This window comes from Arthrobacter sp. DNA4, assembly GCF_024362385.1.
Classification (GTDB): Bacteria; Actinomycetota; Actinomycetes; order Actinomycetales; family Micrococcaceae; genus Arthrobacter.
In genome coordinates, this window is the sequence record NZ_CP101466.1 from 4,197,449 (window position 1) to 4,210,753 (window position 13,305).

Below are 13,305 nucleotides of genomic sequence, written 5' to 3' on the forward strand. Positions count from 1 at the left end.
AACACACATTCGCCCTTAGGGCTTGTCTGCAGGAACATCTCCGCCGGCGGCAGCCTGGCTGGAGCTGCCGTCCGCCTGGGTGGGCACGGGCTCCGCATCGGAATTGCCGCTGTCTTCGGCCTTCACCGCGGGCATCGCCAGCACCGCTGCCACCGTGAGCAGGCCGGCCACGAGCGCGGCCAGGAACACGGCACCGGACGCGCTGATCACTGTGGCGGGATCGGCGTCGCCGCCGCTGCTGCCGCCGTAGATGGAGTTGGCCACGGCACCGAACACGGCCACGCCCAGGGCGCTGCCGATGGACCGGGCGAACATGTTGGTGCTGGTCACCACGCCGCGTTCCTGCCAGGGAACGCTGGACTGGGCAGAAATCAGGGTGGGGGTGGCCAGCAGGCCCAGGCCAAGCCCGACGACGAAGCAGCTGATGGCGATCAGGGCCACGTTGGGCGAGGAAGCAGTCAGTGACAGGATCAGCAGGCCCGCCACGGCGATGGCAATGCCGATCAGGGCGGTGGACTTGAACCCGATCCGCAGGTAGAACTTCCCGGCCTGCGAGGCGCTGAGCGGCCAGCCGAGGGTGAGGGCTGCGAGCGCCAGGCCGGCGACCAGCGGCGAGGAGGACAGCGCGCCTTCCAGGAAGGTGGGAACGTAGGAGGTGAGCCCGATCATCATCGCGCCGACGCCGAAGGACACCAGCGCGGTGGTGGCCAGCAGGCGGCGGGACACCACCCAGGACGGGAGGATGGGCTCCGCTGCCCGCCGCTCCACCAGCAGGAACGCAACGAGCAGCACGGCCCCGACAGCAAAGACGCCAATGCTGATGGGCGAGTTCCATGCCCACGCCTGGCCACCCTGAAGGGCACCAAGGATGAGCAGGCCCAGCGATCCGGCCAGGAGGACGGCGCCGGCGTAGTCCACCTTGTGCGTGGCCCGTTCCACGTTTTCGTGGAGGGTGCGGATCAGCATCCAGCCGGCCAGCAGGCAGAGCGGTACGTTGACCAGGAAGATGCCGCGCCAGATGCCGAGGGCGGAGAAGATGCCGCCCAGGCTGGGGCCCACCACGGAGGAGATGGCCCAGACGCTGGCCAGGTAGCCCTGGACCTTGGCACGCTCCTGCAGGTTGTAGATGTCGCCGGCGATGGTGACGGCGACCGGCAGTACCGCGCCGGCGCCGAGCCCCTGCAGGGCCCGGAAGGCGATCAGAGAGGGCATGCTCCAGGCGACGCCGCAGAGCACCGATCCGAGGAGGAACAGGCCAATCCCGATCAGGATGATGGGCTTGCGCCCTGCCATGTCGGAGAGTTTGCCGTAGATGGGCACCGACACTGCCTGCGCCAGCAGGTAGGCGGAGAAGAGCCAGGGGAAGGATGAGAAACCGCCCACGTCACGGACGATCGACGGCACCGCCGTGGCCACGATGGTGGAATCGATGGCCACAAGTCCCGTGGACAGCATCAGGGCAATGAGGATGGGCCCGCGTTCGGACCGGAACCCTACGCCGTCTTTTACGTCCGCCATGTCAGACCCGCACCAGCCCGGCGGCCTCCGCCAGCAGTTCGATGGACCGCAGCCGGTCCCGGGTGCCGGGGCTCTGGTGCGCCACGATGAGTTCGTCAGCGTCGGCGTGCTGGCCGAAGCTGTCCAGGTAGTCAAGGACGACGTCGGGTGTCCCCACGGCGGAGTACGTCATCATTTGTGCCATGTGCCGTCCTTGCGGCGAGTCCAGGATCATGTCCGCCTCATCGTCGGAGAATTCGCGGGTGCCGCCGCCGAAGAACAGGGAGACGCGGGCACGCTTGGTGGCCTGGAACATGGCCTGGGCTTCGGACGCAGAGTCGGCGGCGATCACGTTGACGCCCGCAATCACGTGCGGGGCCTCCAGCTGGGCGGACGGCTTGAACTCGCTCCGGTAGATGGCCACCGCGTCCTGCAGGGCAGCCGGGGCGAAGTGCGAGGCGAAGGCATACGGAAGGCCAAGCTGGGCGGCCAGGCGGGCGCCGAACAGGGACGAGCCCAGGATGTACAGCGGAACGTTGGTGCCCTTGCCGGGAGTGGCCTCCACGCCCTGGATGCGGGTGGGTCCGGTGAGGTATCCCTGCAGTTCCAGGACGTCCTGCGGAAAGCTGTCCGCGGACATCGGGTCGCGGCGCAGCGCCCGCATGGTGTTCTGGTCGCTGCCCGGGGCACGGCCAAGGCCCAGGTCGATCCGGCCCGGGTGAAGGGTTTCCAGGGTGCCGAACTGTTCGGCGATGGTCAGCGGGGAGTGGTTGGGCAGCATGATGCCGCCGGCGCCCAGCCGGATGCTTTCGGTGTGCGCGGCCACATGGGCGATCAGCACGCTGGTGGCGGAGGAGGCAATGGAGGACATGTTGTGGTGCTCGGCGTACCAGACGCGCCGGTAGCCCAGCTTCTCGGCGCTTTGCGCCATGGCCACGCTGCCCGCCAGGCTCTCCGCCGCCGTCTGGCCTTTGCCGATGGTTGCCAGGTCAAGGATGGAGAGGGGAAGAGTCACGTCAGGTGCGGCCTTTCAGGAACGTTTCGTAAGAGTCGCCGGTCGGATCGCGGCGGGCACTTGATGCATAACCACGGCGGGGCCGGGGTTATTTCGTGTTTTCCGGAATACTCAGCACACTGATGAGGTTGCCGCCCCTATGAGCCATGATTCAACGAACCAGCTGGAACTGTCCGCGACGATCGACCTCAAGGATCTGGGAACCGTGCACCGGCTCGGCTTCGGTGCCATGCGCATCGTGGGTGACGGCGTCTGGGGCGAGCCCGCAGACCGCCAGGCCGCCGTGGCTGTGCTGCGCCGCGCCGTCGAACTCGGTGTGGACTTCATCGACACCGCCGATTCCTACGGACCCAACATCAGCGAAGAAATCATCGCCGAGGCCCTGCACCCGTACAAGGAGGGGCTGAAGATCGCCACCAAGGTGGGCTTCACCCGGACCGGGCCCAACAAGTGGATTCCCGTTGGCCGTCCCGAATACCTGCGCCAGCAGACCGAGCTGAGCCTGCGCAAGCTGAAGGTGGACACCCTGGACCTGCTGCAGCTGCACCGGATCGATCCCAAGGTGGACGCCGAGGAGCAGTTCGGCGTGCTGCGCGAACTCCAGGACGAAGGAAAGGTCCGCGCCCTGGGCCTGTCCCAGGTCAGCGTCGAGGAGCTGGAGGCGGCTGGGAAGCACTTTACGGTGTCCACGGTCCAGAACCGCTACAACCTGACCGACCGCAGCTCCGAGGACGTGCTCCGCTACTCCGAGGAGAACGGCATCGGCTTCATCCCCTGGGCACCGATTTCCGCCGGCGAACTCGCCCAGCCGGGCGGCCCGCTGGATGAGGCGGCCAAGCGCCTGGGCGCCACCACCTCCCAGGTGGCCCTGGCCTGGCTGCTGCGCCGCTCCCCCGTGATGATGCCGATCCCCGGCACGGGCTCGGTGCAGCACCTCGAAGAGAACATGGCCGCCGCCGGCATCACGCTCGACGACGCCACGTACGCTGAGCTTGAAGCAGCAGGCAAGTAGCAAGCGGCTTCCAGCCACTCACGTCAGCTAAGACAGGAGAAACACCATGGCAAACATTTTGATGGTCGTATCGGCCGCAGATTCCCTCACCATGAAGGACGGCAGCGAGCACCCCACCGGCTACTGGGCAGAGGAACTGGTGGTGTCACACCAGACCCATACCGACGCCGACAACACGGTCCACATCGCCACCCCCGGCGGCAGGAAGCCCACCGTGGACCAGGTAAGCCTGGCTCCCGAGTCGGCCGGCGGCGAGGAACGCGCCCAGGGCTTCCGGGACTACATCGCGAAGATCGACGGCGAGCTGGCGCACCCGCTGGTCCTCGCCGACGTCGACCTTGCCGGCTATGACGCCGTGGTGATGCCGGGCGGCCACGGCCCCATGGCCGATCTTTACAAGGACGCCGATCTGGGCCGCCTGCTGGTGGCAGCGAACAAGGACGGCAAGATCATTGCACCGTTCTGCCACGGTCCCGCGGGGCTGCTGAGCGCAACGGACGACGACGGCGGGTTCACTTTCAAGGGCCGCCGCCTGACGGTCTTCACCAACGAGGAAGAACTCGGCGGCGGAACCGGGGAGAACACCCCCTGGCTGGTGGAGGACGCGCTCAAGGAGAAGGGTGCCGTCGTCGAAAACGGCGCGGCCTGGTCCTCCAACGTGGTGCGCGACGGAAACCTCATCACCGGGCAGAACCCGCAGTCCAGCGAGGACGTGGCAAAGGAAGTCCTCGCGGCGCTGTCGTAATCAGCCGGCGCTGACCGTCACGACGTAAAAGAGGGGACCAGCTCATTGAGCTGGTCCCCTCTTTTCTGTCCGGGCTTCATATGCTGTGGATGGAATATGACCGCCGCGGTCCTCCGGTTAACTGCGGTTACTCCCTGTATCCCAGGGTGTCGCAGGCCTTTGATTCCACCTCCGGGGCTGCCGGATAGTGGCTGCAACGCGCACACTCCGTTGCATCTTCCGCCCCCTTTCCCAGGAGGAACCATGGCCATCACCACCAAGCCGGCCGCCGTCGTGGCCCTGACCCTCTCAGCGCTGCTGGGACTGGCTGCCTGCTCCGATCCCGGCGCTTCGGCGGCGCCGGCACCGTCGTCGTCCGCCACCAACTCCGCCGGCAAGACCTTCAACCCGTCCCCGGAACAGGACCGCTTCAACGTCGCGGCCGACCCCGCCGCGGCTGCACTGGTGCCGGAGGCCATCAAGGCCGACGGCAAGCTCACCGTGGTGACCACGGGCGGGGCGGCGCCGCTCAGCCTGTTCGCCACGGACAACAAGACCCTGATCGGCAGCGAGGTGGACATCGCGTACGCCGTGGGCGAGTCGCTCGGCCTGCAGGTCGAGGTCCTGCCCGTGGCGTGGGCTGACTGGCCGCTGGGCATCGAATCGTCCAAGTACGAGGCCGTGCTCTCCAACGTCACCGTCACCGAGGCACGCAAGGAAAAGTTCGACTTCGCCACCTACCGCAACGACCTCCTGGGCTTCTACGCCAAGAGTGATTCGGGCATCGGCGAGATCAAGGAAGCCAAGGACGTGGCAGGCAAGAGGATCATCGTGGGCTCCGGCACCAACCAGGAAGCCATCCTGGTGCGGTGGGACGAGGAGAACAAGGAGAACGGCCTGGCGCCGGTCCAGTTCCAGTATTACGACGACGACTCGGCCTCGAGCCTTGCACTTCAGTCAGGCCGGGCGGACCTGACGTTCGGACCCAACGCCGCCGCCGCGTACAAGGCGGCACAGGACGGGAAGACGAAGCAGGTGGGCACGCTGAACGGCGGCTGGCCGCTGACCGCGCAGATCGCCTTCACCACGAAGAAAGGCAACGGGCTGGCGGTCGCCGCGCAGGCTGCGCTGAACCACCTGATTGACGACGGTACCTACGCCAGGATCCTGGACCGCTGGGGCCTCTCCTCCGAGGCCATCCAGAAGTCCGAACTGAACCCGGCGGGCCTGCCGAAGAAGTAGGCGTCCCGCCGACGAAGGAATCCCCGCCGGGTTCGCCAGCAATTCGCTGGTGCCCCGGCGGGGATTCTTCTTTGGCTTTACCAGGCCGGCAGCACGGGCACCGGGCCTGCCGCCTCAACATCTTCGGCGTCGCCACGTGCCAGCCATTTCAGGAGGCCCTCCCGGTCCGACTCAACCCGCAGGCCGCCGTCACCGATGACCCACTTGTCGCGTTCCTCGGTAACCAGCGTCATCCCGGGCGCCCCCTTGGCACGCATGGCGCGAACCACGGCTTCGATGGCGTTCAACAGCGAATCGGGGTCGGCCTCCTCGATGGTCCAGGCGGTGTCCAGGTCATGGTGGTGCACCACCACCTCGGCAATCCGCAGCGCCACAATGGAGGTTGCCGGCAGCTCCCGGCCACCCACCTTTACTTCCGGCGCCGCAAGCGCCCCGGTCAACCGCCGGGCTTCATCGGCGAAAGCGGTGGCCGAGTCCCGCACTTCAGCCAGGAGCTCCTCCCGCGGCAGGGCCGCCAGTGCGGCAATGGCCTGCGATCGCGCTTCAGGGGACGCGTACAGCTGGCGTTCCTCCCCGGACGTGGCCCAGTCGATCAGCCCAACCAGGGCCCGTCCGCTGGATGCGACGTGCGCGATGACGTGGGCACGGGTCCACCCTTCACACAGCGACGGAGCCGCCATCTCTTCATCGGACAAGGAGGAGACCGTGGCAAGGAACATGTCCGTCTCCCGGCCCAGGCGGGACAGGTCTGAGTGCAGCCGTGCTGGATTGATCATTCCGCCAGCCTAACCGCGTCGCCGTGACCCCGGCCATGGTTACGGGCCGCCTGGTTCATACCGGCCGCGTATGGACTGATACCGACCCTCCCGCCGCCGCCGGGATGCCCCTGCTGCCGGGTGCATTTGGCCTGTTCCCGCTGGATCCATCGCAAAAACAGTCCCTTTGATATGCGGAAACGGCACAATCCATCCCCGGCGGGAAACCGGGCATTCCCCTCATATGCCGTGCGTCACATTGCCTGTCAGGCTGGGTTGCCGAGGCCCGGCGCGGATCCATCCGAATCCCCCGACGCCTGCCCACCCGCCCCCTGAAAGGACATGCGCCATGACGCTGCCGCACCCCCAATCCACGATCTCCGGAAACCCGGGAAAGGAGACCCGGACAGCCAACTGGGTGGCTTTCGTCATCTGCGCTGCCCTCCTGTTTGATGGCTACGACCTGGTGGTCTACGGCACCGTCCTTCCGGGCCTGCTCGCGGACGCGGGCCAGATCGGTCATTTTGATGCTGCCACCGCCGGGCTCCTGGGATCCTGGGCCCTGATCGGCGTGCTGGTGGGGTCGCTGGCATGCGGGGCGGTCGGTGACTTCTTCGGCCGCCGCCGGCTGATGCTCGCTGGCATCGCCTGGTTCTCCCTGGGCATGTTCGCCACTGCCCTGGCCACGGACGTCACCGCCTTCGGCGCCCTCCGGTTTGCCACCGGGCTGGGCCTGGGCGTCGTCATCGCGAGCGCCGGCGCCACGATGGCCGAGTTCGCGCCCGCGGGCCGCCGGCAGTTCTACAATGCGATCGTCTACTCCGGGGTCCCCGCGGGCGGCGTGCTGGCGTCCGTCCTGGGCATCGCCTTCCTGGACAGCATCGGCTGGCGCGGTCTCTTCATCATTGGATCCCTGCCCCTCCTGGTCATCCTGCCCATTGCCTGGCGGAAGCTTCCGGAATCCCCGCGGTGGCTGCTGGCCCGGGGCCGGGAAGAGGAAGCGCTGGCCGCCGCATGGCGCACCGGCGTGCCGCTCGCCGAAGAGCAGGTGATCCGGGAGGCCGGCACCGCACCACGGAAGTCAGGGTTCGCCGCCGTCTTTTCCCGCCAGTTCGCCGTGGCATCCATCCTGCTGGGCCTGATGTCCTTCTGCGGGCTCCTGCTGACCTATGGGCTCAACACCTGGCTTCCAAAGATCATGGAGGGCTACGGCTACGGCCGGACCTACGCTCTGTTCTTCCCGCTGGCCCTGAACCTCGGCGCCGTGGTGGGCGGACTGGTCGCTTCCCGGATGGCCGACCGGAACGGACCACAGCGGGTTATCGCTGCCACGTTTGCCCTCGCCACCATTTCCCTGGGATTGATGACGTTCAGCTTTCCCCTGCCGCTGCTCTTCACCTTCATCGCCACCGCAGGGGTGGGAACCCTGGGCACCCAGGTGCTGGTCTACGGTTTTCAGTCCAACTACTTCACCACCAATGCCCGGGCCGCCGGCGTCGCCTGGTGCGCCAGCGTGGGCCGGCTGGGCGGGGTCCTGGGCCCGATCATCGGCGGCTGGCTGGCAGGGGCGGGGATCGGCGGGGCAACAGCCTTCTACATATACGGCGCGGTGGCCCTGCTCGGCGGCGCCGTCACCGTCCTGGTACCGCGCCAGCACAAGGTGGAGGAAGCCTTGCCCGTAGTTGAAGAGAAGCAAGATTACGTCGAAAAAGTATCTAAGTAAGGCTCTTTATGGTTACTCTATGAATCAATGAGGCCACGCGCGCCTCCCCCGACCCGTTGGAAAGGTGGCACCGGATGGAAATCCGCCAGCTGAACTACTTCATCGCGGTCGCAGAGGAACGGCACTTCGGCAGGGCGGCCAAGCGCCTGCACATGGCCCAGCCGCCCCTGTCCCAGCAGATCCGCCAGCTGGAAGACCAGCTGGGCGTCCAGCTCCTCAACCGCACCACCCGGCGGGTGGACCTGACGGCCGCGGGCCAGCTCCTGCTGGACCGCGGCCGCCAGATCGTCAACGACGTCGAGACGCTCCGGGCGGATGTCTACCAGGTGGGCAAGGGCGCCACCGGCGTCCTTCGGGTGGGGTTCTCCGGGTCGGCTACCTACGGAGTCATGCCACGGATCGCACGGCTCACCAAGCAGGTCCTTCCCGGCCTGTCGCTGGCGCTGAACGGAGAGATGCTGACGCCGTCGATGGAAGCGGGACTGCGGAACGGGACCCTGGACGCGGCGCTGCTGCGTCCCCCCGTTGCGTCCGAGGAGATCGACTACCGCGTGGTCACCCAGGAGCCACTCGTCGTCGCGCTTCCCTCCTTCAGCGCCCTGGCGATGGACCGGCCCGTGGCCATGCATGAACTGCAGGACCAGGACTTCATCGCCTACGCTCCGGAGTCCGTGCTGAACCGCATTACTTCGGACCTCTGCCGCCAGGCAGGCTTCCAGCCGCGGATTACGCAAGTGGTTGGTGAGACCTCCACAATGCTGGCGTTCGTAGCCGCGGGCGGCGGGATCGCCGTCATGCCGTCCAGCGTTCGTGCCTTCCAGCTCGAAGGCGTCGCGTACCGGGAGATCGACAATGCTCCGCCGGTGGAACTGGCCGTCGCCTGGCTGCGCGGCCACCGGTCCGCCCTCCTGCAAAACTTCCTGGACGTTGTGGCCACGGCAACCGCTGACGCCTCCGCCCCTGCCGGCACCCCCGCTCCCCACCCGGCTCCTGCTGATGAAAGGCACCTCCCATCATGAAGATCGCAGCCATCGAGGCGATCCCCTACTCGATCCCGTACCGCCACCCGCTCCATTTCGCCTCCGGCTCCGTGCACGAGGCCGACCATGTCCTGGTCCGCGTCCACACAGATGACGGCGTGGTGGGGACCGCAGACACCCCTCCCCGCCCGTACACCTACGGTGAGACGCAGAAGTCCATCGTCGCGGTGATGCAGGATGTCTTCGCCCCGCAGTTGGTGGGCATTGACGTCTTTGACCGGGAAAAGATCCAGGCCGTCCTGGCCAGGACCATCCACAACCAGACGGCCAAGGGCGCGGTGGACATCGCCGTGTGGGACGTCATCGGCAAGACCCTGGGGCAGCCCGTGACCAAGCTGCTGGGCGGCTACACCGACTCGCTGCGCGTCTCCCACATGCTTGGCTTCAAACCCGCCGAGGAACTCCTGGCGCTGGCCCTGGAGTTCCGGGAAACGTACGGCATCAACACTTTCAAGCTGAAGACAGGCCGCCGTCCGCTGAACCTGGACATCGAGGCCGCCAGGGTGCTGCGGGAAGGTCTGGGCGAGGACGCCGAGCTGTACATGGACGCCAACCGCGGCTGGACAGCCAACGAGGCCGCCGAGGTGCTGCGCCGCACCGCCAACCTCGGCCTGCAGTTCCTTGAGGAGCCGGACGATGCCCGCGAAGTCCTGGGCCGCCGCCGCCTGGTCACCAACTCCCCCATCCCCATTGCCGCGGACGAATCCGCCGCCAACCTGGGGGAGGCTGCCCGCGAGATCCTCACCGGCGGGGCCAACCTCCTGTCCGTCAAGACCGCCCGGTCCGGCTTCACCGAAGCCGCCAAGATCGTTGGCATGGCCGAGGGCATGGGCATCGACGTCTACATCGGCAACCAGATCGACACGCAGGTGGGCACGGTGGCCTCGGTGGTGTTCGGCGCAGCCTTCGCCCACACCGCCAAGCGCGCGGCGGAGCTGTCCAACTACCTCGACATGACCGATGACCTGCTGGCCCGGCCGCTGGCGATCACCGGCGGCCGGATCCGCGTTCCTGAAGGTGCCGGTGCGGGCACTGACGTGGATGACGACAAGCTCGCCCACTACCGCACAGACTGACACCCACCCCTAGCACCGAGAGGTCATCAATGAAGTACCTGGTCCATATGGACGTCAACCTGCCCGCCGGCATGCCTCCCGAAGAAGCCGCCGCAATCAAGGCCACGGAGAAGGCATACTCCCAGGAACTGCAGCGCTCAGGGAAGTGGCCCGAGATCTGGCGCGTGGTGGGCGAATACGCCAACTACTCCATCTTCGACGTCGAATCGAACGACGAGCTCCACGGGATCCTGCAGGGCCTTCCCCTGTTCCCGTACATGGACATCAGTGTGGTCCCGCTGGCCAAGCACCCCTCGGACGTCAAGTAGCCACCGGTTAGTGCTGCGGCGTTCCGGGTCAGTCCTTGGCCCGGAACGCGGCCGCGAGTTCGCTGCGTGACCGGATTCCCATCTTCCGGTACAGCCGCGTCAGGTGGTACTGCACCGTCTTTTCGGCCAGGAACAGGGCCCGGGCCGCCTCCTTGTTGGTTGCCCCCGCAGCCACCAGCTCGGCCACGGCCTGTTCCTGGGCCGTGAGCTGTTGATGGTGGCCGCCCACCGAAGAAAGCACCGGGTCCGCCGGGTCCGGCAGGTTCCCCACGTCCAGGCCCGTGGCTTTCAGCTCACGGTCGCACCGTTCCACGTACGTTGCCGCGCCGAGGGTGTCATACAGGTCCCGGGCCGCCCGCAGCACTGAGGACGCCAGGCGGCGCTTTCCGGCCCGGCGCATGCTTTGCCCGAACGCGAAACTGATCCGTGCCCGCAGATAGGGGCGGTTGAGTCCGCGAAGGTGCCCCAGCGCCGCCTCGAAGTACTCCCTTGCCGTGTCCGGGTCCCCCTGCGCGGCCAGCAGCCGGCCCCGTGCCCACGCCACGCGGGCCAGGTCAGAGGGGACTTCCCGCTCGCGGTGCACTCCCTCGAACGCGGTAAGGAACGTCTCTGCGGCGTCGAGTTTGTCGGTCATGACCAGCGCGTTGACGTAGGTGTCCTGCCAGGGCCAGAAGGACACCCGTTGATCGGTCCAGGGGTCCAGTTCGGCCAGCGGCTGCAGGGCAGCCAGGGCGCTTTCGTAGTCCGCCCGTGCCTCGTGGAAGCGGGCGCGGGCCAGGCTGGCCGGGACCTGCATGGCCCGGTAGGTTCCCGGCTGCACCGCGGCCTGTGACACGTAGTAGCGTGCCCGGTCCCAGTCGCCCCGCATGGACCACAGCTCGGCGGCCGTCCAGTACAGCAGCGGCCGGATCAGCGGCATCCGCGAGGTCTCCAGCCGGACGCTTGCCCGGGAGATGGTGGCGGCGGCCGCGTCCCAGTTGCCCAGCACAAGGTGGGTGCGGGCCAGCCAGGCCTCGGCCCACAGGGAGATCCGCAGCGATCCCCCGCGGTACTCGGTAGGGGCGGCCGACTCGAAATTCACCAGCGCGGACTCGGCGTTGTCCAGGCGCAGGGCCAGCCAGCCGGCGCCCATCTGCACCCGCTGCTTCTGGGCATTCTCGGCCGCCTGGGCAGAGGCCCGCTGGTAGGAGGCCTCAGCGTCCGCTATCCGGCCCTGGGCATAGAGGCCCAGTCCGTAGATGGCCTCCGACTCGATGTGCGCCGGAGTTCCGGGCTCCGTGAGAGCCATGGCGCGTTCGGCCCAGCCGGTAATCATCGGACCGTCCCAGGAGGCCACCCCGTGGAGGACGAACCGTTGGGCCACCTGTGCTGCCGCGGCGGGTTCATGCTGCGGATTGCTGGTGCGCCAGGCCATCTCCAGCTGGCTTTGGGCGCTGTCATTCTGGCCGGACACGGTGGACAGGTACCCCAGCACCGAGGAGCGCAGGGGCGACGGCGGCAGGGCATCCACTGCCCCGGCCCAGGCCTGCGCCTGGGCCACGTTGCCGGAGCCCACCAGGGCGTCAACGGCTTTCAGGAGCCGGAGGTTGCGGTCGCGGATATCGGGTGAAAGCCGCGAAGCGGAGAACAGCGCGGTGGAGGCATCCTGCCACGCCCCGACCATGGCCTGCCGCCGCGCGAACTCTTCCAGTTCCGTGGCCAGGGCTTCGTCTGCCGCCGGGGTGGCTGCAACGCGGTGGCCCAGCTGTTCGCCCTCGGACTGGACGGCTTCGGCGGCCTTCCGGTGCAGGGCAATGCGCCGGCTGGGGACGATTTGTTCGTAGACGGCTTCCGCGGAGCCGGGTTCCAGGAAGGCGACGGCGGAGCGGGACTGGTTCACGGACAGTCCCAGCAGCCCGGCACGGTGCCCCTCATCGAGCGCCGGCATGACGGATTCCAGGCCGCCCACCCTGGCCACCTCGGCCAGGCCCGCGCCGGGGCCGAGCACCGCTGCGGCTTCCGCGGCGGCGACCAGGGCGGAGGACGCCGCGGCCAGGACGCTGCGGACCCTGGCGCGCACCCGGGAGGTGGGCGGCAGGGAAGGGAACCACGACTGCCAGGTTTCCGGGGGCAGCTCACGGAGCAGCTCCACGATGGACTGGGCAATCCCGCCGGTGTGCGTCACCAGGCCATGGGCCGCCGTCGCGCTGAGGTCCAGGCCGAACAGGCTCCGGGCCAAGTCCTGGACCTGCTGCGGCGAGAGGGGTTCCAGCGGGATGCGGGCCACCTGGTGGCCGGTGAGGGAGTCGAGCACGCCGGCGGGGACGCGGGGCGCGTCAACAGGGTTGAGGGTCAGCAGGAACAGGACCCGCTTGTCGTGCAGCCTGCGCATGACGAAGGTGAGGATGCGCAGGCTCTCCTCGTCGAGCTTGTGGACGTCGTCGACGGCGACCACCACACTGCCGTGCGTCTGCAGGCCTTCGAGATGGGTGCTGAGCGTGGAGGCGTAGTTGACCACCTGGTCAGGGGTCAGGGAGGCGACGGGCCCCGGCGCCAGGGCCGGGCCGCCGTCGTAATCCTTCGCCGTACGGAGCGGCAGGGTCCGCATGAGCTGGGAGTAGCCTGCCAGGGCGAACTGCGCCTCCCAGTCGTCCCCCATGGCGGACAGCACCCGGACGCCGCGGGCGGCCGTGCGGCAGTGGTCGAGGAAGAGTTCCAGGAGCGCGGTTTTGCCGGAGCCCGAGGGCCCGGACAGGATAACGGTTCCCACCTTGCCTTTGCGGACAGTTCGGAGGATTTCCAGCAGCTGCTCGAACGCCGCGGCCCGGCCCGCCAGCGGGAAGTCCTCCGCCATCTCGCCCTGGGTGGAGCCCGCTGTCATGGCCGCAATCCTACCGGAGCGGCCCGGGCGCCCCTGGTGCCGCCCATCCAGCA

Annotated in this window: 11 protein-coding genes; 7 read left to right on the plus strand and 4 right to left on the minus strand. The window is 67.9% G+C overall.

Annotation, left to right across the window (positions count from 1 at the left end; all coding sequences use genetic code 11):
* Nucleotides 1-15 precede the first annotated feature (15 nt).
* Complete coding sequence (locus NMQ03_RS19460; protein WP_255173571.1) at nucleotides 16-1,518, minus strand: MFS transporter; 1,503 nt, start codon at nucleotides 1,516-1,518, stop codon at nucleotides 16-18.
* A 1-nt stretch (nucleotide 1,519) separates the two neighbouring features.
* Nucleotides 1,520-2,512: an LLM class flavin-dependent oxidoreductase gene (locus NMQ03_RS19465; protein WP_255173572.1), complete on the minus strand. Its 993-nt coding sequence runs from the start codon at nucleotides 2,510-2,512 to the stop codon at nucleotides 1,520-1,522.
* A 139-nt stretch (nucleotides 2,513-2,651) separates the two neighbouring features.
* Here NMQ03_RS19465 and NMQ03_RS19470 point away from each other — a divergent pair, with 139 nt between their 5' ends.
* The 3 genes from NMQ03_RS19470 (at nucleotide 2,652) to NMQ03_RS19480 (ending at nucleotide 5,490) form a co-directional block, all read left to right on the plus strand.
* Entirely contained in the window at nucleotides 2,652-3,524 is an 873-nt protein-coding gene (locus tag NMQ03_RS19470) for an aldo/keto reductase (RefSeq protein ID WP_255173573.1), read from the plus strand.
* A 46-nt stretch (nucleotides 3,525-3,570) separates the two neighbouring features.
* Entirely contained in the window at nucleotides 3,571-4,269 is a 699-nt protein-coding gene (locus NMQ03_RS19475) for a type 1 glutamine amidotransferase domain-containing protein (RefSeq protein ID WP_255173574.1), read from the plus strand.
* A 243-nt stretch (nucleotides 4,270-4,512) separates the two neighbouring features.
* Nucleotides 4,513-5,490, plus strand: a complete 978-nt coding sequence (locus tag NMQ03_RS19480) for an ABC transporter substrate-binding protein (protein ID WP_255173575.1) — start codon at nucleotides 4,513-4,515, stop codon at nucleotides 5,488-5,490.
* 77 nt (nucleotides 5,491-5,567) lie between these two features.
* On the opposite strand, the gene NMQ03_RS19485 is transcribed toward NMQ03_RS19480, so the two are convergent.
* The gene (locus NMQ03_RS19485) at nucleotides 5,568-6,266 is read right to left on the minus strand and encodes a maleylpyruvate isomerase family mycothiol-dependent enzyme (RefSeq protein ID WP_255173576.1); all 699 of its coding nucleotides are present in this window, start codon (nucleotides 6,264-6,266) and stop codon (nucleotides 5,568-5,570) included.
* Between the two features lie 328 nt (nucleotides 6,267-6,594).
* On the opposite strand from NMQ03_RS19485, the gene NMQ03_RS19490 reads away from it, so the two are divergent.
* From NMQ03_RS19490 to catC, 4 genes are all read left to right on the plus strand, one after another.
* Entirely contained in the window at nucleotides 6,595-7,968 is a 1,374-nt protein-coding gene (locus NMQ03_RS19490) for an aromatic acid/H+ symport family MFS transporter (protein ID WP_255173577.1), read from the plus strand.
* A 74-nt stretch (nucleotides 7,969-8,042) separates the two neighbouring features.
* Entirely contained in the window at nucleotides 8,043-8,987 is a 945-nt protein-coding gene (locus NMQ03_RS19495) for a LysR substrate-binding domain-containing protein (RefSeq protein ID WP_255173578.1), read from the plus strand.
* The gene (locus NMQ03_RS19500) at nucleotides 8,984-10,084 is read left to right on the plus strand and encodes a mandelate racemase/muconate lactonizing enzyme family protein (protein WP_255173579.1); all 1,101 of its coding nucleotides are present in this window, start codon (nucleotides 8,984-8,986) and stop codon (nucleotides 10,082-10,084) included. Before NMQ03_RS19495 ends, NMQ03_RS19500 begins: the two co-directional genes overlap by 4 nt.
* Before the next feature lie 29 nt (nucleotides 10,085-10,113).
* Nucleotides 10,114-10,392 (plus strand): muconolactone Delta-isomerase, encoded by a 279-nt coding sequence (gene catC / locus NMQ03_RS19505; protein WP_255173580.1) that lies wholly within the window; start codon nucleotides 10,114-10,116, stop codon nucleotides 10,390-10,392.
* A gap of 28 nt (nucleotides 10,393-10,420) precedes the next feature.
* On the opposite strand, the gene NMQ03_RS19510 is transcribed toward catC, so the two are convergent.
* Entirely contained in the window at nucleotides 10,421-13,252 is a 2,832-nt protein-coding gene (locus NMQ03_RS19510; RefSeq protein ID WP_255173581.1) for an AAA family ATPase, read from the minus strand.
* Nucleotides 13,253-13,305 lie beyond the last annotated feature (53 nt).

Coding starts and splice junctions, on each gene's coding strand:
- NMQ03_RS19470 (WP_255173573.1), top strand. CDS start 2,652: ATGAGCCATGATTCAACGAACCAGCTGGAACTGTCCGCGACGATCGAC.
- catC (WP_255173580.1), top strand. CDS start 10,114: ATGAAGTACCTGGTCCATATGGACGTCAACCTGCCCGCCGGCATGCCT.
- NMQ03_RS19490 (WP_255173577.1), top strand. CDS start 6,595: ATGACGCTGCCGCACCCCCAATCCACGATCTCCGGAAACCCGGGAAAG.
- NMQ03_RS19460 (WP_255173571.1), bottom strand. CDS start 1,518: ATGGCGGACGTAAAAGACGGCGTAGGGTTCCGGTCCGAACGCGGGCCC.
- NMQ03_RS19475 (WP_255173574.1), top strand. CDS start 3,571: ATGGCAAACATTTTGATGGTCGTATCGGCCGCAGATTCCCTCACCATG.
- NMQ03_RS19500 (WP_255173579.1), top strand. CDS start 8,984: ATGAAGATCGCAGCCATCGAGGCGATCCCCTACTCGATCCCGTACCGC.
- NMQ03_RS19510 (WP_255173581.1), bottom strand. CDS start 13,252: ATGACAGCGGGCTCCACCCAGGGCGAGATGGCGGAGGACTTCCCGCTG.
- NMQ03_RS19495 (WP_255173578.1), top strand. CDS start 8,043: ATGGAAATCCGCCAGCTGAACTACTTCATCGCGGTCGCAGAGGAACGG.
- NMQ03_RS19485 (WP_255173576.1), bottom strand. CDS start 6,266: ATGATCAATCCAGCACGGCTGCACTCAGACCTGTCCCGCCTGGGCCGG.
- NMQ03_RS19480 (WP_255173575.1), top strand. CDS start 4,513: ATGGCCATCACCACCAAGCCGGCCGCCGTCGTGGCCCTGACCCTCTCA.